This window comes from Dokdonella sp. GW821-FHT11D02 (assembly GCF_058808595.1).
The window spans coordinates 4,457,561-4,479,280 of the sequence record NZ_CM179520.1; the positions used below are offsets into that span (position 1 = coordinate 4,457,561).

At 64.5% G+C, this 21,720-nt stretch carries 23 protein-coding genes; 11 read left to right on the top strand and 12 right to left on the bottom strand.

Going from position 1 to position 21,720, the window contains the following annotated elements:
* Positions 1–70: 70 nt before the first annotated feature.
* Positions 71–967: a LysR family transcriptional regulator gene (locus AC3QL3_RS18815; protein WP_492895647.1), complete on the bottom strand. Its 897-nt coding sequence runs from the start codon at positions 965–967 to the stop codon at positions 71–73.
* A gap of 139 nt (positions 968–1,106) precedes the next feature.
* Between AC3QL3_RS18815 and AC3QL3_RS18820 the strand changes: the two genes are divergently transcribed.
* Together AC3QL3_RS18820 and AC3QL3_RS18825 are read left to right on the top strand one after the other, a co-directional pair.
* The gene (locus AC3QL3_RS18820; RefSeq protein WP_492895648.1) at positions 1,107–1,664 is read left to right on the top strand and encodes a hypothetical protein; all 558 of its coding nucleotides are present in this window, start codon (positions 1,107–1,109) and stop codon (positions 1,662–1,664) included.
* Positions 1,661–3,040: an MFS transporter gene (locus tag AC3QL3_RS18825; protein WP_492895649.1), complete on the top strand. Its 1,380-nt coding sequence runs from the start codon at positions 1,661–1,663 to the stop codon at positions 3,038–3,040. Before AC3QL3_RS18820 ends, AC3QL3_RS18825 begins: the two co-directional genes overlap by 4 nt.
* A 137-nt stretch (positions 3,041–3,177) precedes the next feature.
* Here AC3QL3_RS18825 and AC3QL3_RS18830 read toward each other — a convergent pair whose 3' ends face one another.
* Positions 3,178–3,837 (bottom strand): Ig-like domain-containing protein, encoded by a 660-nt coding sequence (locus AC3QL3_RS18830; protein WP_492895650.1) that lies wholly within the window; start codon positions 3,835–3,837, stop codon positions 3,178–3,180.
* A 25-nt stretch (positions 3,838–3,862) separates the two neighbouring features.
* Between AC3QL3_RS18830 and AC3QL3_RS18835 the strand changes: the two genes are divergently transcribed.
* The 4 genes from AC3QL3_RS18835 to AC3QL3_RS18850 all read left to right on the top strand — a co-directional run bounded on the left by AC3QL3_RS18835 (position 3,863) and on the right by AC3QL3_RS18850 (position 6,573).
* Positions 3,863–3,958: a transposase gene (locus AC3QL3_RS18835; protein ID WP_492895651.1), complete on the top strand. Its 96-nt coding sequence runs from the start codon at positions 3,863–3,865 to the stop codon at positions 3,956–3,958.
* A gap of 30 nt (positions 3,959–3,988) precedes the next feature.
* Positions 3,989–4,633 (top strand): hypothetical protein, encoded by a 645-nt coding sequence (locus AC3QL3_RS18840; protein WP_492895652.1) that lies wholly within the window; start codon positions 3,989–3,991, stop codon positions 4,631–4,633.
* Between the two features lie 196 nt (positions 4,634–4,829).
* Positions 4,830–5,483 carry a hypothetical protein gene (locus tag AC3QL3_RS18845; RefSeq protein WP_492895653.1) on the top strand — a complete coding sequence of 218 codons (654 nt, stop codon included), beginning with the start codon at positions 4,830–4,832 and terminating at the stop codon, positions 5,481–5,483.
* A 184-nt stretch (positions 5,484–5,667) separates the two neighbouring features.
* Positions 5,668–6,573 carry a hypothetical protein gene (locus AC3QL3_RS18850; RefSeq protein WP_492895654.1) on the top strand — a complete coding sequence of 302 codons (906 nt, stop codon included), beginning with the start codon at positions 5,668–5,670 and terminating at the stop codon, positions 6,571–6,573.
* Between the two features lie 151 nt (positions 6,574–6,724).
* Here the strand turns inward: AC3QL3_RS18850 and AC3QL3_RS18855 are convergent, their stop codons facing one another.
* From AC3QL3_RS18855 to AC3QL3_RS18895, 9 genes are all read right to left on the bottom strand, one after another.
* Positions 6,725–6,934, bottom strand: a complete 210-nt coding sequence (locus AC3QL3_RS18855; RefSeq protein ID WP_492895655.1) for a hypothetical protein — start codon at positions 6,932–6,934, stop codon at positions 6,725–6,727.
* A 297-nt stretch (positions 6,935–7,231) separates the two neighbouring features.
* Entirely contained in the window at positions 7,232–7,561 is a 330-nt protein-coding gene (trxA, locus tag AC3QL3_RS18860; protein WP_492895656.1) for a thioredoxin, read from the bottom strand.
* 42 nt (positions 7,562–7,603) lie between these two features.
* On the bottom strand, positions 7,604–8,362 hold the full coding sequence (gene lepB, locus AC3QL3_RS18865) for a signal peptidase I (RefSeq protein ID WP_492895657.1): 759 nt from the start codon (positions 8,360–8,362) through the stop codon (positions 7,604–7,606).
* 244 nt (positions 8,363–8,606) lie between these two features.
* Positions 8,607–9,641, bottom strand: a complete 1,035-nt coding sequence (locus AC3QL3_RS18870; protein ID WP_492895658.1) for an SIR2 family protein — start codon at positions 9,639–9,641, stop codon at positions 8,607–8,609.
* Between the two features lie 18 nt (positions 9,642–9,659).
* The gene (locus AC3QL3_RS18875; protein ID WP_492895659.1) at positions 9,660–10,478 is read right to left on the bottom strand and encodes a TSCPD domain-containing protein; all 819 of its coding nucleotides are present in this window, start codon (positions 10,476–10,478) and stop codon (positions 9,660–9,662) included.
* A gap of 131 nt (positions 10,479–10,609) precedes the next feature.
* Entirely contained in the window at positions 10,610–10,942 is a 333-nt protein-coding gene (locus tag AC3QL3_RS18880) for a hypothetical protein (protein WP_492895660.1), read from the bottom strand.
* A gap of 81 nt (positions 10,943–11,023) precedes the next feature.
* A complete protein-coding gene (locus AC3QL3_RS18885; RefSeq protein ID WP_492895661.1) occupies positions 11,024–11,614 on the bottom strand; it encodes a hypothetical protein in 591 nt (196 codons plus the stop codon).
* A 172-nt stretch (positions 11,615–11,786) separates the two neighbouring features.
* Positions 11,787–13,934 (bottom strand): adenosylcobalamin-dependent ribonucleoside-diphosphate reductase, encoded by a 2,148-nt coding sequence (locus tag AC3QL3_RS18890; protein WP_492895662.1) that lies wholly within the window; start codon positions 13,932–13,934, stop codon positions 11,787–11,789.
* Between the two features lie 270 nt (positions 13,935–14,204).
* Positions 14,205–14,345, bottom strand: coding sequence for a hypothetical protein (locus tag AC3QL3_RS18895; protein ID WP_492895663.1), 141 nt, complete (start codon positions 14,343–14,345; stop codon positions 14,205–14,207).
* Positions 14,346–14,387: 42 nt separating this feature from the next.
* Between AC3QL3_RS18895 and AC3QL3_RS18900 the strand changes: the two genes are divergently transcribed.
* Positions 14,388–15,779, top strand: coding sequence for a DegQ family serine endoprotease (locus AC3QL3_RS18900; protein ID WP_492895664.1), 1,392 nt, complete (start codon positions 14,388–14,390; stop codon positions 15,777–15,779).
* Between the two features lie 47 nt (positions 15,780–15,826).
* Here the strand turns inward: AC3QL3_RS18900 and AC3QL3_RS18905 are convergent, their stop codons facing one another.
* Positions 15,827–16,699, bottom strand: a complete 873-nt coding sequence (locus AC3QL3_RS18905; RefSeq protein WP_492895665.1) for a CPBP family intramembrane glutamic endopeptidase — start codon at positions 16,697–16,699, stop codon at positions 15,827–15,829.
* A gap of 99 nt (positions 16,700–16,798) precedes the next feature.
* Between AC3QL3_RS18905 and AC3QL3_RS18910 the strand changes: the two genes are divergently transcribed.
* From AC3QL3_RS18910 to AC3QL3_RS18925, 4 genes are all read left to right on the top strand, one after another.
* Positions 16,799–18,109: a substrate-binding domain-containing protein gene (locus AC3QL3_RS18910; protein WP_492895666.1), complete on the top strand. Its 1,311-nt coding sequence runs from the start codon at positions 16,799–16,801 to the stop codon at positions 18,107–18,109.
* Positions 18,110–18,182: 73 nt separating this feature from the next.
* Entirely contained in the window at positions 18,183–18,875 is a 693-nt protein-coding gene (locus AC3QL3_RS18915) for an HAD family hydrolase (RefSeq protein WP_492898989.1), read from the top strand.
* Between the two features lie 39 nt (positions 18,876–18,914).
* Positions 18,915–20,291, top strand: a complete 1,377-nt coding sequence (locus tag AC3QL3_RS18920; protein WP_492895667.1) for a leucyl aminopeptidase family protein — start codon at positions 18,915–18,917, stop codon at positions 20,289–20,291.
* Positions 20,292–20,340: 49 nt separating this feature from the next.
* Positions 20,341–21,681, top strand: a complete 1,341-nt coding sequence (locus AC3QL3_RS18925) for a hypothetical protein (RefSeq protein ID WP_492895668.1) — start codon at positions 20,341–20,343, stop codon at positions 21,679–21,681.
* Positions 21,682–21,720: the final 39 nt, after the last annotated feature.

The following is a 21,720-nucleotide window of genomic DNA, read 5'->3' on the forward strand; positions in this document are numbered from 1 at the left end:
GCGGTGGTCGAGATTTCGCAGCACGATTCCGCGCCCGAACAGCCGACGCGTCGAAGGCCGCCGTGCCGCTTCACAGCGGCTGCCGGCAAACCTCCAGCACGCAACCGCGCAACCAGCGATGCGCCGGATCGGCGTCCATGCGCGGATGCCAGAACAGCGAGACGGTGATCTCGGGCGCGGCGAACGGCAGCGCAAACGCGAACAAGCCACCGCGCAGCGCCTGCGTGCAGCGTTCGGGAACGCTGGCGATCCAGTCCGAGCCGCGCACCAGCGACAACGCCTCGGAGAAGCTACCGACCATCGTCGCGATCTCGCGCTGCGCGTGAGCTTCCTCGAGCGCGGCATCGATGCGCTCGCGGCCGGCCATGCGGCGCGAGATGAGCACGTGGCGCGCGGCGAGATAGCGTTCCAGCGTCACCACGCCTTCGCATAGAGCATGCCCGCTGCGCACGACGCCGACGTAGCGATCGCGGAACAAGCCCTGCGTGCGCACTTCGGGACCGATCGTCGTGCCGATCACGCCGGTTTCCAGATCCACGCTGGCGTCGCGCAAGACAGCGCTGTCGCGATCGATCTTCGGCACGAAACGCAGCTTCACCTTCGGCGCTTCGCGTTCGGCGCGCGCGATCAAGGCGAGCGCGAAACTTTCGACGAAACCCTCGCGATTGCGCAGGGTGAAGGTGCGCTCGAGCTGCCGCAGATCGAGCGCCGCGGCCGGACGCAGCACCGCTTCGACCTCCTGCAGCAAGGGACCGATGCGCTCGCGCAGCGCGATCGCGCGCGGCGTCGGCACCAGCGTGCGACCCGCACGCACCAAGAGCGGGTCGCCCATCGCTTCGCGCAGCCGCGTCAGCGCGCGGCTGGTGGCGGAGGGGCTCAGGCGCAAGCGGCGCGCGGCGCCCGCCACGCTGCCCTCGCGCAAGAGCGCTTCGAGAAGGACCAGCAGATTGAAGTCCGGCGGTGTCACGGCCGCAACATAGCACGGGCATGGAAGGCGTCCGCTGCACGAATTCCTTGCGTCCGACGCGCGTTCCGCCGGCGCTTCCGCGCACCTACCTTTGCCGCCGACGCCGGATCGCCGGCTTTCCGCTGCGAAGGAAAACCCCATGAACAACGATGCTTTGGATGTCTTCGTCGAACGCATGCGCGCGAGCTGGGGGCCGCTCAGCACCGAGCTGGCCGCCACCGCACAGAGTGCTCTGCAGGACCTGGCACGAACACCGCCCGATCAACCGTGGCTCGCGGCCCTGCTCGAAAAGGGCGCGGCGCAGACGGAGCTGTACCGCGACACCGCGCACGGCTTCGTGCTGCTGGCGCACAGCGAACCGGCCGGCTTGTATCGGCCGCCGCACGACCACGGCCGCGGCTGGGTGATCTACGCCGTGCAGAGCGGCGAGATCGAGATGGGCACGTACGCGCGCATCGAACGGGCACGCATCGAAGACGATGAGCGCGTTCGGCTGGTCCGGCGCGACACGACGCCGGTGCGCGCGGGACACGCCAAGCTGTTCCTGCCTGGCGACATCCACGACACGCGCTGCACCGACGGGCCCGCGTTGTTGTTCCGCTTCACCGAGCGCGATCTCAAGCGCGAAGACGAGAAGCACCGCCTCACGCGCTACGTTTTTGATGGCGGCGTGTGGACGGTCGGGCCGCGCGCATGAGCGCCGCCGCCACGCTGGTCGCGCCCTTGCGCGACGTCGATGCCGAGTTGCCGCAGCCGCGGCGCCTGCTCGCCATCGCGAGCGTGCTCGCGGTGACGATGCTGGTCGTGCTCGATACGAGCATCGCCAACGTGGCGCTGCCGACCATTGCGCAATCGCTGCAGGTGGAGCCGGCGGTTTCGGTGCGCGTCGTCACCGCTTACCAGATCGCGCTGGTGATGGCCCTGCTACCGTGCGCCGCGCTCGGCGAAAGCCTCGGCTATCGGCGCGTGTTCGTGTTTGGCGTCGCGCTGTTCGTCGGTGCTTCTGCGCTGTGCGCCGCCGCGCCGGATCTGACCTGGCTGTGCGCGGCGCGCTTCGCGCAGGGGCTCGGCGGTGCCTGTGTCATGTCGCTCGGTGTCGCGCTGCTGCGCTTCACCGTGCCGCAGCACCGTCTCGGCGCGGCGATCGGCTGGAACGCGATGACGGTCGCGCTGACCTCGGCGGCGGGACCGACGATCGGCGCGCTGATCTTGTCGAACGCGGATTGGCGCTGGCTGTTCGCCGTCAATATTCCGCTCGGTGCGGCGGTGCTGTTGGCGATGCGCGCGCTGCCGCGGGTTGCCGGTACGGCGCGTGCGCTCGATCTGAAAAGTGCCGCGCTGAATGCCGGCGCGTTCGCTGCGCTGTTTCTCGCGGCGGAAGCGGTCGTCTCGCAGCCGGGATTCGCCGTCGCCGGATTCGCCGTGGCCGGTGCGCTGCTGGCGGCGCTGATCCGGCGCGAGCGGCGCCGGCGGGCGCCGCTGATTCCGCTCGACCTGCTGCGCTCCGATTCGTTCCGCCTTTCGGTGCTCGCTTCGATCTGCTGCTTCACCGGGCAAAGCATCGCGCTGATCGCGCTGCCGTTCTATCTGCAGCACGAATTCGCGCTCGATCCGTTGACGACCGGACTTCTGATCACGCCATGGCCGCTGGCGACGGCGATCGCCGCGCCGATCGCCGGGCGTCTGTGCAATCGCTGGTCGACCGGCGTTCTCTGCGCGATCGGCGGGCTCGGCTTCGCGCTCGGTCTGGCGGGTGCGGCGATCGTTCCCAGTGCGACAGGAAACGCGGCGCTGCTCGTACCGTTCATCGCGTTGTGCGGGGCCGGCTTCGGCTTCTTCCAAACGCCCAACAACCGCAACATGTTCCTTTCCGCGCCGCGCGAACGCAGCGGCGCGGCGGGCGGCATGCAAGGCACTGCGCGCCTACTGGGGCAGACCAGCGGCGCCGTGATCGTGTCCTTGATGTTGGCCGCGTTGCCGTTGCAGGTGGCGCCGCGTCTGGGCTTCGGGCTCGCGGCGGTGCTGGCCGCGACGGCGGGACTGGTGAGCTTGCGGCGGCTCGGTCGCGACTGAGCGCGGTTCGGGACGACGAAAAAAAGCGCCGCGCGAACCGGAGGTTCCGGCGCTCGCGCGGCGTGCAGGGTTCGCGTCCTCCGACGCGAACGAAGCGGCCGATCGACGCGCTGGCACGCGCCGATCGGCCGACTCGACTATTGAATCTTCTTGATGATGAGCGACGTATCGAGGCTGGTGCTGGGCAGCAGCGGAACCTGCGTGCCCGGCGTGAACGCCGCTTTGACCGTGTGCTCACCGGCACCGAGCTGTGTCCGCCACGTCGCTTGACCGTTGGCGTCCAGAACGATCGACGCATCGATGGGCCTGCCGTCCAGCGTGAACTGCACCGTGCCGGCCGCTTGGCCGGTCGCGGTACCGACAGGCTGCCCGGTCTTCTTCATGCGCACGGCGGCGACCAGGGTGACGGCTCCCCGATCCTGCGTGGAATAAACGTCCGTCTTGGTCGCCTGCGCGTCGATCTGCTCGGTGAGCTGATAGGCCTTGACGAAGCTGAGCTCGCCGGTGGCGGCCACGTCGAAGGTGCAGTTGTTGCGATGGTTCGCGACGGTCAGCACGCGGCAGGCTTCGGCCGCCACTTCCCAACGCACCGGTGTAACCGGCGGCGAGCTGGGCGCGACGCAGGGGCCCGGCGCTTCCGGCGGCCACGCCTTGTTGGTGAAGGTCGCGGTGGAGGTGCCCGGCGCGTAGTCGAACAGGCTCGAAGCGTCGGTGACGCGCCAGGCATCGGCGAAGGTGCGGTTGAGATCGTTGTAGCGCTGCGACAGTGCAGCCGGGCGATATAGCGAGGAGTTCAAGCACGAAGCGGTAGGTCCGACCCGGTTGCCAGGCGCGAACGTGTCGCAGATTGCGCGAGACCTGGGCATCGGCGCCAACCAGCTCCCCCGATGGCGTCGCGGGGCTGGATGCGATCAGTAAGAAGGCGTTTCCTGACTGAAGGGACGCACCATGCGTTTGATGTACCGAACTCATCTCAGTGCCGTTCTCGTCTTGCTCTGCGCGCTCGGCACTTCCTCGGCCTGTGCAGGAGGCCGTCCGCAAGTGGATTTGTCGGTCAATGTCAGCACCACGCCGGAACCGTTCATCCCCGATGATGTCTTGACGGTCACGATGGTGGTGCGCAACGACGGACCGGATACCGCTGGGGCCACCTTGCCGGATCAGAGGACCATCGTTGTCCTCGAGAAGGGCTACGACATTACGACGTCGCCGCCTCCTTACGTTCTCTTTGAGCCGGCGACGGGATGCTCAGCCTATGCAGAGCAGAGCGAGCCGATCTTCCCGGGGCCCCGCTTCTTCTATTTGTTTTCGTTCTGGTTCGATCCGATCGGCCCAGGTGAGTCGCGAACCTGCACCTACCGTCTGCGGGTTGACCCGTCGACACGAGCGGCCTTCGATACGTTTTGGCTCGCGTACACGTCGAACGACGAAGACGTCGATCCATCCAACGATCGCTTCGATTACAGCTTCGTTGCCGCGCCGCCCGCGCCACCGGTTGGCGTACCCGTGGGATCTCATGTTGGCTGGTGGGTACTTGGGCTTGGACTGCTGCTGAGTGGCAGGCGCTGGCTCTGCGGCACGGTAAAAGCGTAGCGCCCGTGCGCGTATGTGAGCCGTTTGTACTCGATTTGGGCGCATTGTGAGATTTGCCACCGCGAGCCGCGTTGTCGTGATCTTGCCTAAGGCAAAGCAAATGAACGCGAGCGCGAGGAGCAGCTCGCAGCAAAAGTGAAGCTTTGACGACCAGATCGTCTGTCCCGGCGTCACTGACGGATTGAAGAGAAGCGCCATGCGTTTTCTGTGCCGAGCTCATCTGAGCGCTGTTCTTATCTTCGCTTGCGCGCTCGGCGCTTCATCGGCCTTGGCAGGCGGCCGCCCTCAAATCGATCTTTCGGTCAGCGTTTCGGTGACCCCGGAGAGGTTTCTGCCGGGAGGCAGCGCTATCGTCACGATGACCGTCTTCAATGCAGGTCCGGATACCGCGGGAGATGTGTTGCAAGGCCAGCCGTACATCATCGTGTACGAGAAACCCTACGACATCCTGACCCGCCCTCCGCCGTTCCTTCTCCCGGAACCGTCGGTTGGCTGCACGGCCTATGCAGAGGAAAGCGAGTACATCCCAGGCCTTCCGGGGGGTGGAATCACCCTGATGTATTCCTACTGGTTCGATGCTATTCCGGCTGGCCAGTCACGAACCTGCACCTATCGCGCTCAGTTTCTACGCTCTACCACCGATAGTTTCGCGACCAACTGGGTGGTTTCCAGCTCGTCGAACGATGACGACATCAATCCATCCAACGATCGCTTCGATTACACCTTCGTTGCCGCACCGCCTGCGCCGCCGGTTAGCGTGCCGATGGGATCGCTGTGGGGCTGGCTGATGCTTGGGTTTGGACTGCTGCTGGCGGGCAGACGCGAGCGTTGTCGTGCGGAAAAAGCATAGCGCTGGTGCGGGCAACGTCGGCCGCTCGCGCTTGATGTGGGTGCGCGCAGGATCTACCGCTGCTTGTGCGCTTGGCCTATTCACGATTTCGGCTCATGCGGGGATGGAGCCGCGGGTAGATCTGTCGGTCAGCGTCCGAACGACACCCGAGCCGCTTGTTCCTGGCGGCATCGCAACCGTCACGATGACGGTACACAACGACGGCCCTGACACGGCGGGCGGTGTGCTGCCCGATGAACGCGACATCATCGTGTACGAGAAGCCCTACGACATCGTTTCGCGACCGCCACCGTTCTTGCTGTTCGAGCCGGCCGTCGGTTGCTCCGCTTATGCGGAAGAAAGCGAGTACATCCCGGGGCTGCCCGGCGGTGGAATCACGCTCATGTTTTCCTACTGGTTCGATGCCGTTCCAGCGGGCGAGTCGCGGACGTGCACCTATCGCCTACAGGTCTTGCCGACGACCTTTGAGAATTTCGACACGCGCTGGACCGTGAGGAGTTCCAACGACCAAGACATCAATCCGGACAACGACCGCTTCGACTACACCTTCGTCGCTGCGCCTCCAGCGCCACCAACCACCGTGCCGGCAGGGTCGTTACTCAGTTGGATCGTGTTGGCGCTCGGGTTCTTGCTGTCCACATGGCAGATGCTCCGTCGCGCTGGCAGGATGGGCTTGGATGACTGTCACGATATCGGCTCGCTCGCCGCCGATCGATCATCTCTGACCACTCGCAGCAGCGGATTACGGGGAAAATCGATGTACTGGTACGCGCACATCAAACCATGCGCTGGCTCGACCGGCATGCCGGCTAAGGGCTTGGTGGAAACTCTCGCACGGTTTGAAGGCTTGACCAGGACGGACGGAGATACTTGGTCCGGTACCGACCCGGAGGTCTGGTTCACCCTTACCGCCCTGAAAACCCATGCCCCGAACTCGTGGCATTCCACCGGCGTGCTTCCGGAACAGATCAATTTCATCGCCTGCGTAGTAAGCGCTTCCGGGGAGCCGGAGGCTGTGCTCGCCATTTTCGAGTCGATTGCAGAGATTCTCGGCTGGGAATTCGTGATGGAAGAGCCTTGGTATTGCTGAGTTGGTTGCTGGGTGAGTCCGTAGGAAGATCGTTTCTATCGGCTTTCGAGCCACGCGTATCTGTCGCCTTCCTCTGCAAGATGGGTCGCTTGCTTGCCGACACGAGGAAAGCAACAGGCGGCACCAAGCCGCCTGTTGTGATCGCGATGCGCTAGCGTGGCAACCCACTTTGGCGTTCGGCGCGCTGTAGCCGCCGCCGCAACAGTTCCTCGCACAACGCGGCGATCTTGCGCGCTTGCGTGCCGTAGAACTCGACCGAGCCGTAGCCGGTTTCGATTCGGACTTGTCGTTTCATCGCGGGGACGTGACGCGAGAGCGCGTAGCGCAGTTCTTGGATTTGCAGAGTGAGTTCGTCGTACATGGCCATTCTCCGTTCGCCCGCGGTCCGAAGGGATCGCTGTGGGCGATTCCCCACAGCGCCGCGCGCAGGTGGGTCAAGGCCGCGCGCAGCGCGCCCGAAGGGCTTGGCCTTGACGCGCCGAGCACGGCGCTACGCTGCGACGACCACAGCGAGCCCCCTTGTCACGAGCTCACCTAGTGCGAATTTGGTCGCGAGCGCGAACCTAAGCGCGCGACGAAGCGACGAACGCCCGACATCGCAACCGATTCGCGGCAAGAGGAGAAAGAGAGAAGAAAGATTGCGACAGCGCGTTCCGACTCAGAGCGCCGCGTCGATAACCTTGGCGAGTTGCGCCTTCGAGACGAGCCCGGTCTGCGTCGCCTGCACCTTGCCGCCCTTGAACAGCAGCATCGTCGGCGCCGCACGCACGCCGTAGGCGATGGCGGTCTTCGGGTTCTTGTCCATTTCAAGCTTGGCGATCTTCAGCCGGCCGTCGTAGTCGGCCGCGAGCTGTTCCAGCATCGGCGCCATCGCCTTGCAGGGAGCGCACCATTCGCCCCAGAAGTCGACGAGGACGGCATTGGACGATTGGAGGACGTCCTGAGGAAAGGTGACGTCGGTGGTGATGAAGACGTGTTCGTTGGTCATGGCTCGAGAAGTTGTGCTTTGGTTCGGGTTTGGGGGCATGCATCAAGGCTTGGGCAAATCTCCGCGATGCCCTGGCGACTCGGACCACCAGATCGCCGTGACTTTGGCGCGCAGCTGATTTCGCTCGCTGGGTCCCTCCCAGCGGCTATCTAGGCTGTTGCCTCGATTGTCGCCCATCAGATACAGCTGATCCGGCTCCAGTTGAACATCGGCAAAGCTCAGCGCCATCCGCGGCGGGATGTCGCTTCCTTGCAGATGGTCTCTTGGCTGCAGAACGCCATCGACTCGCGTGCCGTCCTCGTCGATCAACACGTGCTGTCCCCCCATCGCGACGATGCGGCGCAAATAGAGTTGGCCCGGTCTTTCCGTCGACTCCGTGATGACGAGATCACCGTTCTTGAGCGCGGCCAAGGTCGAGGCGCGCGTATCGACGACCACCATGTCGCCGCGAGCCACTGTCGGTTCCATGCTGCCCGAAGGGATGCGATAGCTCGCGTAGCCGAACACCTGTTCGCGGTGCTCGACCATCCAGTAGAACGGAAGCGCCATGATCAGCCAGCCGAGCAGATAGCCCCACCAGCGGTTGTACCAGCGCGGCGTGAAGGCGATCCGTTGCTTGCGCGCAAACCACCAGGGCAACCCGATCGAAGCGCCAAAAAACATCGTGCCGACTACGATCAGCAACCAGAACCCGCGATACGACTGCAACAGTCCCGCCTGGCCCAATACGAACGCCACGCCAAGCAGCACGACCAGCAGCACGACGCCCAGAGCGAGTCTGCCGACATAGATGAACGCCAAGGGCGTCGAGACAAGAGCCAGCAGGAGCGCGAGCCACGGTTTGCGGGCGTGTCGCGAGGAATCTGCGAGTGATGGGGCTGGCGACTGCTCTGTCATGCGAGGGGTGGCCAGCTCAAAAGAGTTCTTAAGAACAGCGTCTAGGCACGCTTAGGCGACTTGGTGGATCAGGAATGGGCGCGGAAGCGACCGTCAGTTCGCGAAAGAAAGTTACTTTGACCATGCCATCCATTTTTCTGCACTGCAATCATGCCCCGATGCGACGGAATAGATTTGTAATTGACGCCCTTGAGAAACCCTCGTCAAATTCGAGCAATGGACTAGGCGTTGGCAATGTAAATTGCGGCCAAACATCCTTCCTAGTATCGATTATGGCCACAGGCGTACTAGACCCTAATCCAGATCTAATGCATGTGTTGATATATTCATCTCTAAATGCAAATCCAACAAATATTACAAGATCAGCCGCCGCAATAGATCTCAGTAAATATGAGTGAAACGAAACAAATGGGTGGTCCGTGGGCTCCCCCTTAAATCCAGGGTATAAAATACAATGCAGTGAATGATTTCCCCTATACTGTGGAGCAGCTATATAGATATCATTATGCTTTCGCTCCCAATTCACGGAACCATGCAGCTTTGTTAGCAACCCACCTGTTTTTAACTCTGCACTTTCCCACGGAGAAAAATCTAACTTCGCATCCCATCCCTGTCTGGATCTAACGACATGTATGGGAACATTCGCCGTTGTAATCGCAGCCTCTGCGACCAAGTCATAATTTGTGGTGAAAACATCAACGACACTGAACTTATTTGCCAGCCTCTCTAATAAGGGGACCCAAGACTTCCCCAGTTCGTCAGTAGTTGGCTCCTGCGCATAAAGTTCGTATACCTGCGCTTGCAATCGATCGATTAATGTATCCAGCTGCATCACCGTACCATCCGCAATGGTAGGGAAATAGCCAACATTCTCCTGACTGCGCCCAGCTAACTGAGCAATCATATTGTTGGGGATACTCCAGCTGGCCGGATGCGAATCAGTGCGAATAGAACGAAGCCAGTTTCGATACTGCGATGCCACCCAGAGAACTTTCTCAATATCCGGCTCCCCTGCGCCGAATACCTTCGAAAGATTAGGCTCAAAATGACCTAACCATTTGTTGCTAAGAAGCTCTTTGGATAAGGATTTATAGAAGCCAACGGTAGTTGGGTACTTCGCAGAACTTACTGCGCACGATGCACCTGCTCCGGCGAATACTACAGCGCGACTAGGCCTTCCCATTGTTATCCCCAATCTGTACTACCCACACTTCGAATACCCACAATTCAAGCAAGTCGCACACCCATCCATAATGATGACGGCGTTCGTATTGCACTTGTGGCAGAGCGTGGCGCCGACGGGAAACGCGGCGGCCGTGTCCTTCGCGGCGCTTTCGGCGCCGGCGCCGGCGAGGCTATCGGAGAAGGAAGCGGAAGCTCGCGTTCGCGAGGAGGCTTCTTCGGAAGGCGCCGTGGCGGCGCCGCCGCTCAGGTCAGAGTTTTTTTTTGAGCGTTCTTCGTAGGCCGCGCGCTTCTCGGCGATCAGGCGGCGCTGCGCTTCGTCGAGTTCGGGGTCTTGCAGGAGGCCGATCATCTTCAAGTGCTGCTCGATCACGCTGCCGAGTTCGGCGACGATGCTCGGCATGTAGACGCCACCGGCCTTGAAGTAGCCGCCGCGCGGGTCGAATACGGCTTTGAGCTCTTCGACCAGGAAGGTCACGTCGCCGCCCTTGCGGAAAACCGCGCTCATGATGCGGGTCAGGGCGACGATCCACTGGAAGTGGTCCATGTTCTTCGAGTTGATGAAGATCTCGAACGGGCGGCGCAGTTCGTGCGGGGTGTCGGGGTTGAGCACGATGTCGTTGATGGTGACGTACAGCGCGTGCTCGAACAGCGGCGATTTGATCTTGTAGGTGGCACCGATGAGCGTGTCGGGGCGCTCGACCTTTTCGTGCATCTGAATGACTTCGGCCATCGGCACGGCGGGGGCGCTCTCGGGCGCTTCGGCCGGCGGCACGATCTTGCTGAGTTCTTCGGGTTTGACGACGCTGTAGGACTTGATCTTCTTGCTGATTTTCATGGCGCTCACTGCGGGCTGGAAACGGGTCGCGGGCCGCGGCGTTGGCTGCGGGCGGGCGACCTCGGGGAATGGATGGCCGGAGCCGGTGCTGCCGGCGCCGCGCGAACTCGCGGCGGCGCGCGGCGGCGGGGTTATTTTCTGGCGGCTTTCTTGACCGCCTTCTTCGCCGCCTTCTTGGCCGGCGCTTTCTTCACGGCTTTCTTGGCCGCGGCTTTTTTCGCGGCGGGTCTTTTAGCGGCAGACTTCTTGGCGGCGGACTTCTTCGCAGCCGCTTTTTTCGCGGCCGGCTTCTTCACCGCTTTCTTCTTCGCGGCGGTGGCTTTCTCGGCCGCGCTCTTGTGCGCCATGTCGGCGCGGTGCGCGCGTTCGTAGGTTTGGATGTCCTTGAACGAACCGTCGGCGTTGCGGACCGCATAGAGCTTCTTGCCGGCACTGCTGTAGAGCGTGGTGCGTTTGGTGGCCATGCGTATCTCCGTTGCGGCGCAAGGCGATTTGGCCATCGGCCGGCCGCCGCGGGTCGGCCGATGGCGCTTCCTGCCGTGGAATTACCTGCGGCGCGCTGCCTTCTTCGCGGCCTTCTTGGCCGGAGCTTTCTTGGCTGGCGCTTTCTTGGCGGGGGCCTTCTTCGCCGCGACTTTCTTGGCGACCTTCTTCACCGCCTTCTTCACGGCTTTCTTGGCGACGGCTTTTTTCGCCGCGGCTTTCTTGACGACCTTCTTCACCGCCTTCTTCGCGGCGGGCTTCTTGGCGGCGACTTTCTTGGCCGCTTTCTTGGCCGCTTTCTTGACCGCCTTCTTCACGACCTTGGCCTTGCTCGCGGCTTTCTTGGCGGCCTTCTTCACCGCGGTCTTCGCAGCGGCCGTCTTGGCTTCGGCTTTCTTCGCCGCCGGCTTGATCGCCTGCTTGGCCTTGGCGACCACCGCCTGCACTTTGCGTGCGGCCTGCTTGCGCGCCTTCGCCGCTTTCTTGGCGACTTTCTTGGCGGTGTTCTCGACCGCGGCCTTGGCGTCCGACGCCGCCGTCGTGACCGAGGTCACCAGCGCGCCGACCGCGTCCACCGCAGCGCCGCCGATCTGGCTCGCGCCTTCCTTCATTTCCTCGAACGTACTGCTGGAACTGCCGCCTTCGCTATGCATAGTCGGTTCCCCTCTCCTCACGCTTCATTAGGGATGGATGTTATTGAGCACGTTTGCCTGGCAGCACGTCGCGGGTTGCTGGGAACTTGCGCCGAATCTTCCAACGGGAACTGCCACTGCCTTCCGTTCGTTCGCTCCGTCGAACTCCACTTTTCTCCCTCGCGTTCTTTCCCTAGAACTTGCCGTAGTAGCCTTCCTTCAACGCATCGAACAAATTCGCCGCGGTGTGCGTTTCGCCATCGTACTCGATCTCTTGATTGCCTTTGACCTCCACCACCGAGCCGTCCTCGAGTTCGAAACGGTAGATGGTGTTCTCCAAATCATGCTCCTTCACCAGCACTCCTTGGAAGGCCGCCGGATTGAAGCGGAAGGTGGTGCATCCCTTCAGGCCCTGCTTGTGGGCGTAGCGGTAGATGTCTTTGAAGTCTTCGTAGGGGTAGTCGGTGGGTACGTTGGCGGTCTTGGAGATCGAGGAATCGACCCATTTCTGCGCCGCCGCCTGAATGTCGACGTGCTCGACCGGGCTGATGTCGTCGGCGGCCACGAAGTAGTCGGGCAGCTTTTCGTCGGCTTCCTGCGAGCCCGGTATGGCCTTGCCGTTGATCAATTCGCGATAAGCCAATAGCTCATAGCTATAGACCGACACCTTCTCCTTCGACTTCTTGCCCTCGCGGATCACGTTGCGGCTGTAGTGGTGGGCGAAGCTCGGCTCGATGCCGTTGGAGGCGTTGTTGGCGAGCGAGAGCGAAATCGTGCCGGTCGGGGCGATCGAGGAATGGTGGGTGAAGCGCGCACCGACCTCGGCCAGCTCGGCCACCAGTTCCGGCGCCACGCCGGCGACGCGCTGCATGTAGCGGCTGTATTTGGCGTGCAGCACGCGGCCGGGAATACTGTCGCCGACCTTCCAGCCGTCGGCGGCCATTTCCGGGCGCTTGCGCAGCATCTCGCCGGTGACCTCGAAGTCGCGCGTGAGTAGCGGCGCGGGGCCTTTCTCCTTGGACAACGACAGCGCAACTTCCCAGCCGGCCAGCGCCATCTCGCGCGCGACGTCTTCGGAGAACGCGACTGCGTCGGGGTTGCCGTAGCGCATCTTCAGCATGGTCAGCGTGCTGCCGAGGCCGAGGAAGCCCATGCCGTGGCGGCGCTTGCTCATGATCTCGTCGCGCTGCTGCGCCAGCGGCAGGCCGTTGATCTCGACCACGTTGTCGAGCATGCGCGTGAACACGCGCACGACTTCGCGGTATTCGTCCCAGTCGAAGCGCGCCTTCGGGCCGAACGGGTCGCGCACGAAGGTGGTCAGGTTGACCGAGCCGAGCAGGCAGGAGCCGTAGGGCGGCAGGGGCTGTTCGCCGCAGGGGTTGGTGGCGCGAATGTGCTCGCACCACCAGTTGTTGTTCATCTCGTTGACGCGGTCGATCAGGATGAAGCCCGGCTCGGCGTAGTCGTACGTCGAGACCATGATCATGTCCCACAGGTGACGCGCGCGGATGTGGCCGTAGATCTTGCAGGCGACCAGGCCGTCGTCGCGGGAGACGTAGTTCTTGTGCGTGGGCCAGTCGCGCCAGACGACTTTGTCGGCGTCGGTGAGATCGATCTCACCCTGCTCTTTGACGTGGATGGGGAACACCAGCGGCCAGTCGGCGTCCTGCTCGACCGCGTCCATGAAGCCGTCGGTGATGAGCAGGCTCAGGTTGAACTGGCGCAGGCGCCCGTCTTCGCGCTTGGCGCGGATGAATTCCTTCACGTCCGGATGGCTGACGTCGAAGGTGCCCATCTGCGCGCCGCGACGGCCACCGGCCGAGGACACGGTGAAGCACATCTTGTCGTAGATATCCATGAACGACAGCGGCCCGGAGGTGTAGGCGCCGGCGCCGGAGACGTACGCGCCGCGCGGACGCAGCGTGGAGAACTCGTAGCCGATGCCGCAGCCGGCTTTCAGCGTGAGGCCGGCCTCGTGCACCTTGTCGAGGATGTTGTCCATCGAGTCTTCGATCGTGCCCGAGACGGTGCAGTTGATCGTCGAGGTCTTCGGCTTGTGTTCCTGCGCGCCGGCGTTGGAGGTGATGCGGCCGGCCGGGATCGCGCCGCGGCGCAGCGCCCACAGGAATCGGTCGTACCAGTAGTTCTGCTTTTCCGGCGTCGCTTCGACGTCGGCCAGCGCCTTGGCGATGCGCTGGTAGCTGTGATCGATCGACAGGTCGACCGCTTCGCCCTGTTTGGACTTCAGGCGGTACTTCTTGTCCCAGATGTCGTAGGAAGCCGGCTGCAGCGGAATCTCCACTGCGCCGCGTGCGAGCTGTTCCAGGCGCACCGTGCTCATTGTCTTTCTGCTCTCCCGAGATTACGGCCGGATTCTTCAGGTCCGGCTTGGACCAATCATCGATCCCGATCGATCGTCGCAACGACGGCAGCGGCGCTGCCTGCCTTACCCCAAATAGCTGGGTACGGCGCCGTTTTAGAACAACCTGTGGCTCAGTTTCCGCCCCCGCTGCCGGAATCTTCGCCGATCGTGCCGATGGTGGGTACAACCCAATGTATAGGTTTTGTGAACATGCGTGAACACAAGATATTGTGCCAGCGGCGCACTAACCTACGCCGCCATGAAAGCGAAGGCAAGCGCTTTTTCGAGTGTGCGCGGCGGCTTTTCCATCACGCTGAACGGAAGCCGCGCAAACGCCGCGAAAGGCTTGAAGCGGCGGAAACCGGACACGATTTGCGCGGTCTGCAACATGCGTCGATGCTTGTCTCCTCTCCTGCCGTAAGGATGCGTTCCATGCCTGCGTTGTCCCGTCGTTCGAATCGTTTGTCTGCGCGCCGTTCCCTGCTCGCCGCCGTGGTGCTGGCCGGCTTGTTCGCGAGCGGCGTCCACGCGGCGCTGCCGCCGGCGGTCGACGGCCAGACCCTGCCCTCGCTCGCGCCGATGCTGGAGAAGGCGACGCCGGCGGTGGTCAACATCGCCTCGAAGACGCGCGTGGCGGTGCGCAATCCCTACTTCGACGATCCGATCTTCCGCCGCTTTTTCGGTGTGCCGAACATGCCGCGCGAACGCGTGCAGCAGTCGCTCGGCTCGGGCGTGATCGTCGATGCAAACAAAGGTTACGTGCTGACCAACAACCACGTGGTCGAAGGCTCCGACGACATCGCGGTCACCATTGCCGACGGCCACACGGTCAAGGCCAAGCTGATCGGCACCGATCCCGATACCGATTTGGCCGTGTTGCAGATTCCGACCGGCACGCTGACCGCGTTGCCCTTGGCCGATTCGGCGCAGCTGCGCGTCGGCGATTTCGTGGTCGCGATCGGCGAGCCGTTCGGGCTCGGTCAGACGGTCACCTCGGGCATCGTCTCCGCGCTCGGCCGCTCGGGCTTGCGCGGTTCGGGCTATCAGAACTTCATCCAGACCGATGCCTCGATCAACCCGGGCAACTCCGGCGGTCCGTTGGTGAATCTGCGCGGCGAGTTGGTCGGCATCAACTCGATGATCTACTCGCCCTCGGGCGGCAACGTCGGTATCGGCTTCGCGATTCCGTCCAACCTTGCCGCCGACGTGATGCGCCAGCTGGTGCAGTTCGGCGAGGTCAAACGCGGCGTGCTCGGCGTGGAAGCGCAGGACGTCACGCCGGAACTGGCCAGCATGCTCGGCATCGGCGAGCGCAAGGGCGCGGTGGTCACGCGCGTGCGCGCGAAGTCGCCGGCCGAAGGCGCCGGGCTCAAGCCGGGCGATGTGATCGTGTCGTTGAACGGCAAGAACGTCGGCGGCGAGCAGGACCTGCACAACATCGAAGGCTTGACCGCGCCGGGCGCGGCGGTCGACGTGGCCGTGCTGCGCGAGGGCAAGCCGCTGACCGTCAACACCGCGCTGAAGGCGAGCGAGAGCGTGGTGCTGAAGGGCGAGGCGCTCGATCCGCGCCTGAACGGCGTGCAGTTCGGCGATATTTCCGACGCGCTGCGCCGGCAGGGTCTGGGCGGCGTCAGCGTGACGCGCGTGGCCGAATCGAGCCGCGCCTATGCCAGCGGCATGCGCAACGGCGATGTGATCGTCGCGGTGAATCGGCGCGATCTCAACGGCAGCGAGGACTTCAGCCGCCTGGTCGGCACGCACCCGCGCCAGCTGATGCTGACCCTGCTGCGCGGCGAGGAAGCGTTCTACCTGCTGCTGCAGTGATCGACGCGGACCGGTGCGCGCGCCAGCGCACCGGTCTGGGCCGAGGCTCAGGCGCTAGCGCGGATCGCGTCGCCGGCCCTGAAACGATGCCTGCTCCAGCGCATCAACACGATCAAGACGAAGATCATCAAGACGATCGTGAGAATCGAATTCTCCGGGCCGAACGCGCCTCCCGTCAGCCAGGGCGGACCGTTGTAATGGCTTTCGATGGGCGCCTGCACGCGCCAGTCCTCGATGCCCGAGAGCGGCACCCCGCTCAGCACGATCGCGAAATTCCACGCCGCATGATTGGCGGTCGCGGCCCACAGGTTGCGAGTACGCACATACACGCAACCCCAGAACGCGCCGAGCAGCGTCACCGACAGCCCCGTCGTCAGCCAGTCCGAAACATTCGCCTCGACGTTGGCCAGGTGCATCGCGGCGAAGATCAACGCTTGCGACCACAACGCGATCGACGTGCCCCAAGCGTCTTCCAAGATACGAAACAGGATGGCGCGATAGATGACTTCCTCGAGAAACGCGGCGACCACGATCACGCCCGCTACGCCCAACAGCCCGTGCTGCAGCCCGCGGTACGCGGTCATTTCATAGCTGCCGAGCGCGAACAGCGACAACAGCGTGATGGAAATCAGCACGGCGCCCGCCACGGCTGCGACGCCAATGGCGACCGGCGCCCAGCGCAACTCGGTGGCCGCGCGCTTCTCGCAGAAATGCACGTAGGCCCAATAGCCGAGCAGCGCGAACAGGAACATGCCGGTTCGTCGAATGGCGCTGGTCGCCGACTCTCCCGCGTGAAAAATCGTCGTGATCGCGGGAAGGACCAGGTATCGAAACAGCAGCAGCGACGCAATCAGGATCGCCAGCGCCGCCGACAGTTTTAGGAATACCCTTTTGATCGTGTGCATGTGGGTCGTCTGCATGGCGAACCGTAGCTTGAAATCATCGGAGGAAAGATACGGGCACGCGTGATAAGGTTGCGCCGCGCTTTTCCCGCCCTTTTTTGCACGAATCCCGACATCATGCCGCTACGCCGCTTGCTGACTCCGCTCGTCTTCGCGTTTTCCCTGCTCGCGATCGGTCCCGCGCTCGCGGCGAAGAAGCCGGCCGCCGCGCCGGCGGCCGCGCCGCCTTCGGCCGACGATCTGATCTGGCGCGGCGATCACGCCACCGGCCGCGCGCTGATGGAGGATCTGTCCAAGCAGTACGCGAAGGAGAAGAAGGGCAAGATTTCGCTGCAGCCGTTCAGCACCCTGTCCGGCCTCGACGCGGTCGCCGCCGGCAGCGCCGACTTCGCCGGCAGCGCGCGCGCCAAGTATTCGCGCCGCGTCGAAGAGGCGAGCCTGAACTTCATCCCGGTCGCGCTCGACGGCGCCGTGCTGATCACCCATCCGAAGAATCCGGTTTCCAACATCACGCTCAAGCAGATCCACGACATCTACTACGGGCGTATCAAGAACTGGAAAGACCTCGGCGGTCCGGACAAGGAAATCAATCTCTACGCGATCGCCTCGCCGCTCGACGGCGTCGAGTACTCCCTGCGCGAGCTGGTGTTCCGCAACGGCGACCAGCGCGTGGCCGCGCCGCGTCTGTACATCAACACGGTGAAGCTCGAAGAAGCCGTCACCCTCGATCCGGCCGGACTGGGCCTGTCGACAATGGCCGGCACCTACACCAACAAAGGCGTCAAGGCGCTCACCGTCGAAGGCGTGACGCCGAACACGGCCAGCGTCGGCGACGGCAGCTATCCGCTCTACATCACGCTGTATCTGGCCGAGCGCACCGACTCGCCCAAGCAGGCCTCGATCGAACGCTTCCTCGCCTTCCTCGAAACGCCGGCCGCGAAAGACATCCTGCGCAAGCATCAGCTGACGCCGTATTCCGACGCCAGCGCGGTGATCGCCAAGAACGAACAGCGCATGGCGTACATCGATGCGCAAGTCGGCCGCAACGCCGCCACCAGCGCCGCCGCGGTCGCGGCCGCTTCGGCACCGCCGCCGACGCCGGTCGCCGCTCCGCGCGCCAGCCTCGAAGCGAAGGCGCGCATCGCGCCGACCGCCGAAACCACCCAAGCCGCACGCGACAACCTCGCCCGCGCCGAGACCAAGAAGGCCGAAAAGGCCGCGGTGGCCAAGGCCGCCGCACCGAAGAAGCCGGCCGCGCCGAAGGCGACGGTGGCGAAGAAGGCCGACGCCGGCACGGCGGTAGCGAAGGCGGCCCCGAAGGAAGCGAAGCCGAAGGCGACCACGGCGAAAGCCGATGCCGCGGCCAAGCCGGCGGCGAAGAAGGCGCCGTCGTTCGGCAACGTCACCGGCAGCGCCAGCGGCGGCTGACGATCCGTTCCCACGCGCGCCTCGTGCACGCGTGAGAAGCGGTTCGCGCAACCACGAAACGGAAGCGGTGCCGATGCGCATCCTCGCGCTGTCGCTCGATCTCGACGATACGCTGTGGCCGGTGACACCGGCGATCCTCAGCGCCGAGCGCGCCTTGCACGACTGGCTGCAGCAGCACCACACTGCAGTCGCCACGCGCTGGCCGGTGCAGGCGATGCGCGAACTGCGCGAGGCGATCTCGGCCGAGCGGCCCGATCTCGCGCACGACTTCACCGCGCAACGCCTGTTGACCCTGCAGCGCGCATTCGCCACCTGCGGCTTCGGCGACGAGCACATCGACGCGGCCTTCGAGGTGTACTTCGACGCGCGCAATCGCGTCGAATGCTATAGCGAGGTCGAAGCGGCGCTGACGACGCTGGCCGCGCGCCTGCCCCTGATCAGCCTGTCCAACGGCAACGCCGATCTCGAACGCATCGGCCTGCGCCGGCATTTCGTGCATTGCATTTCGGCGCGCGAATTCGGCGTGGGCAAACCGGACCCGGCCATCTTTCTCAACGCCTGTGCGCGGCTGGGCCTGGCGCCCGAAAACGTGCTGCACGTCGGCGACGATGCTCTGCTCGACGTCGCCGGTGCCCACGCCGCCGGCCTGCGTACGGGCTGGCTCAATCGCCACGCGCAGGCGTGGACCGAAACCGCGTTCCAACCCGACCTGCAGCTGCGCGATCTCGACGAGCTGGTGCGCTGGCTCGACCGGCGCGCGGCCTGAGACCGCCCCTCTTTCACACGACCGCCCCGAGGACACCGAATGGACGCCTGGATCGTCGCTACCGATGCCGCCGACGCGATGCCGCTGATCGCGGTCGATCGCGAGCACTTCGCCGAGATCACCGCCGCGCTCGGCGGCGAGATGCAGCGCTGGTGCGCGGCGAACGCGTTCGCCGGCGAAGCGGGACGCTTCCTCGTCGTGCCGGGCGCGGACGGCAACGCGAACGCGCTGCTGGTCGGCTGCGATCGCCGCGATGCGGTGTTCGCGCTCGCCTCCTTCCCGCAACGCCTGCCCGAAGGCCGCTACGCGCTCGATGCGCGCGGGCTCGCCTTGGACCTCGGCGACGTCGCACTCGGCTGGGCGCTCGGCGCGTACCAGTTCTCGCGCTACAAGACGCCCGCGCGCAAACCGGCGCAGCTGGTCGTCGACGCCGCCAGCGCAGCGCGCGCCGCGCCGTTCGCGCAGGCGATCTATCAGGTGCGCGACCTGATCAATACGCCGACCGAGGACATGGGCCCGGCCGAACTCGTCGGCGCGCTACGCGTGCTGGCCGAGCAGCACGGCGCGACCTATCACGAATGGGTCGGCGAAGAATTGTTGACGGCCAACCTTCCGACCATCCACGCGGTCGGCCGTGCCAGCCATCGCGAACCGCGGCTGGCCGCGCTGACGCACGGTCCCGCCGACGCGCCGCATTTGGTGCTGGTCGGCAAGGGCGTGTGTTTCGACACCGGCGGTTTGGACATCAAGCCGGCCGACGGCATGCGCTGGATGAAGAAGGACATGGGCGGTGCCGCGCACGCGATCGGGCTGGCCAGTCTGGTGCTGGCGGCGCGGCTGCCGGTGCGCCTGTCGGTGCTGATTCCGGCGGTGGAGAACGCGATCGCCGGCAATGCGTATCGTCCCGGCGAGATCATCAAGACGCGCAACGGCCACACCGTCGAGATCGACAACACCGACGCCGAAGGCCGCCTGATCCTGTGCGATGCGCTGAGCGTGGCGGTCGAGCAGAAGCCCGATCTGATCCTCGACTTCGCCACCTTGACCGGCGCCGCGCGCATCGCGCTCGGCCCGGAACTGCCGGCGCTGTTCGCCAATCGCGACGAGGTCGCCAACGGCCTGCTCGACGCGGCGCAGGCGACGCGCGACCCGCTCTGGCGCCTGCCGTTGTGGCGGCCGTATCTGACCATGCTCGACTCGCACGTGGCCGACCTCGCCAACTCGGGCGCCTCGCGCCACGCCGGTGCGATCACCGCGGCGCTGTATCTCGAACGCTTCATACCCGAGTCGCAAGCTTGGGCGCATCTGGACGTGTATTCCTGGAACGATTCGGACAAGCCGGGCCATCCGCGCGGCGGCGAGGCGCAGGGTCTGCGCGCGTATTTCGAGTTCTTGCGGCGGCGTTACGCGGGCTGAGGCGAGGAATCGTTTCGGTGCACAAGAACGGCGCGACTGAGATATCGACATGCGAAAAATGATGGTCTGCTTCATCCTGCTCGGCGCCATCGCGGCGACTGCGCCAAGCGGGCGAACGGCGGCTGCGCAAGAAGCGCCGCCTGCACCGGCCAGCGACGCCGAACGCCTGGACGCCGCCAATCGGCAGTCCGTCGAAGACGCGCGGCACGGCCGTTACGTCGATGCTTCGTTCGGCCTGCTCGCCAAGCTCGGCCTGACCGATGCGAGCGCCATCAAAGACGCGGACGTCTTCGATCAATGGGCACAAGTGATGTCGTGCATGACGGCGGAGCCGACCTTCAATCCGGCCAAATCCGCCGACTTCGCCGTGCCGCCCGAGCAGATCGCTGCGTTGCGGGCGGCGGACGGCGTGGCGGCGATTCCCGAGATCGTGCGGCGCGCGCGGCAGACGCGCATCGTCATCCTCGACGAGAACCATCTCGATCCGCGCGGACGCGCGTTCGCGCTCGAAGTGGCGCGCGCGCTGCGTCCGCTCGGCTACAGCGTGCTGGCTGCGGAAGCCTTGAAGCGCGATGCCGACGACGCCGCATCGCTGGCCAAGATGCAGGCGCTGTCGGCAGACGGCTATGTGCGCCCGTCGAGCGGCTACTACCTCGACGATCCGGTTTTTTCGGACTTTCTGCGCCAGTCGCTCGCGCTCGGCTATCGCCTGGTTTCCTACGAGACGACGCGCACCGACTACGCGAGCGATCCGCTCGAAGCGCAAGGACAGCGCGAGCAGGATCAAGCCGACAATCTGGTCCGGCGCGCGGTACGGCCGTATCCGGAAGCAAAGATTCTGATCTACCTCGGCGAGCATCACGCCGCCGAGCGGCCGATCGCCGCCGAAGGCGGCAAGGTCGCGCTGATGGCGGAGCGGCTCAAGCGCGCGACCGGGATCGATCCTTTGACCATCGATCAGGCCGGCCTCTCGCGCATCCCGATGAATCGGCCCGACACGGATCTGTATGCGATTGCAGCGAGCAAGGCACACGATCGTTCCGTGGTGCTGATGCGGCAGGGCAAGCCGCTCACGGTAGGACTGCTGGCGGGTTCGGTCGATCTGCAGGTGGCTCATCCGCGCGAGGAGAAAGTCGGCGGCCGTCCGAACTGGCTGAGCGGCATGCAGCGCAAGCCGGCTCCGATTCCGCCGGCCTTGCTGCCGGCTTCGGGCACGCGCTTGGTGCAAGCGTTCCTGGCCAAGGAGGCCGACGATGCGATCCCGGTCGATCAGGTCTTGGTGCACGCCGGAACGGCGCCGCCCGCGTTCATGCTGCCGGCCGGCGCCATTCGTTATCGGGTGCAGGACGTGAAGACGAGCGGCCATGCCGACGAGGGGCGCACGCCTTAGTCAGCGGGCGGCGGCGCGGCGCGAGGTCTGTGCGCGTAT

Coding starts and splice junctions, on each gene's coding strand:
- AC3QL3_RS18820 (WP_492895648.1), top strand. CDS start 1,107: ATGAACAACGATGCTTTGGATGTCTTCGTCGAACGCATGCGCGCGAGC.
- AC3QL3_RS18825 (WP_492895649.1), top strand. CDS start 1,661: ATGAGCGCCGCCGCCACGCTGGTCGCGCCCTTGCGCGACGTCGATGCC.
- AC3QL3_RS18840 (WP_492895652.1), top strand. CDS start 3,989: ATGCGTTTGATGTACCGAACTCATCTCAGTGCCGTTCTCGTCTTGCTC.
- AC3QL3_RS18845 (WP_492895653.1), top strand. CDS start 4,830: ATGCGTTTTCTGTGCCGAGCTCATCTGAGCGCTGTTCTTATCTTCGCT.
- AC3QL3_RS18850 (WP_492895654.1), top strand. CDS start 5,668: ATGACGGTACACAACGACGGCCCTGACACGGCGGGCGGTGTGCTGCCC.
- AC3QL3_RS18855 (WP_492895655.1), bottom strand. CDS start 6,934: ATGTACGACGAACTCACTCTGCAAATCCAAGAACTGCGCTACGCGCTC.
- trxA (WP_492895656.1), bottom strand. CDS start 7,561: ATGACCAACGAACACGTCTTCATCACCACCGACGTCACCTTTCCTCAG.
- AC3QL3_RS18870 (WP_492895658.1), bottom strand. CDS start 9,641: ATGGGAAGGCCTAGTCGCGCTGTAGTATTCGCCGGAGCAGGTGCATCG.
- AC3QL3_RS18875 (WP_492895659.1), bottom strand. CDS start 10,478: ATGAAAATCAGCAAGAAGATCAAGTCCTACAGCGTCGTCAAACCCGAA.
- AC3QL3_RS18880 (WP_492895660.1), bottom strand. CDS start 10,942: ATGGCCACCAAACGCACCACGCTCTACAGCAGTGCCGGCAAGAAGCTC.
- AC3QL3_RS18885 (WP_492895661.1), bottom strand. CDS start 11,614: ATGCATAGCGAAGGCGGCAGTTCCAGCAGTACGTTCGAGGAAATGAAG.
- AC3QL3_RS18890 (WP_492895662.1), bottom strand. CDS start 13,934: ATGAGCACGGTGCGCCTGGAACAGCTCGCACGCGGCGCAGTGGAGATT.
- AC3QL3_RS18895 (WP_492895663.1), bottom strand. CDS start 14,345: ATGTTGCAGACCGCGCAAATCGTGTCCGGTTTCCGCCGCTTCAAGCCT.
- AC3QL3_RS18900 (WP_492895664.1), top strand. CDS start 14,388: ATGCCTGCGTTGTCCCGTCGTTCGAATCGTTTGTCTGCGCGCCGTTCC.
- AC3QL3_RS18905 (WP_492895665.1), bottom strand. CDS start 16,699: ATGCAGACGACCCACATGCACACGATCAAAAGGGTATTCCTAAAACTG.
- AC3QL3_RS18910 (WP_492895666.1), top strand. CDS start 16,799: ATGCCGCTACGCCGCTTGCTGACTCCGCTCGTCTTCGCGTTTTCCCTG.
- AC3QL3_RS18915 (WP_492898989.1), top strand. CDS start 18,183: ATGCGCATCCTCGCGCTGTCGCTCGATCTCGACGATACGCTGTGGCCG.
- AC3QL3_RS18920 (WP_492895667.1), top strand. CDS start 18,915: ATGGACGCCTGGATCGTCGCTACCGATGCCGCCGACGCGATGCCGCTG.
- AC3QL3_RS18925 (WP_492895668.1), top strand. CDS start 20,341: ATGCGAAAAATGATGGTCTGCTTCATCCTGCTCGGCGCCATCGCGGCG.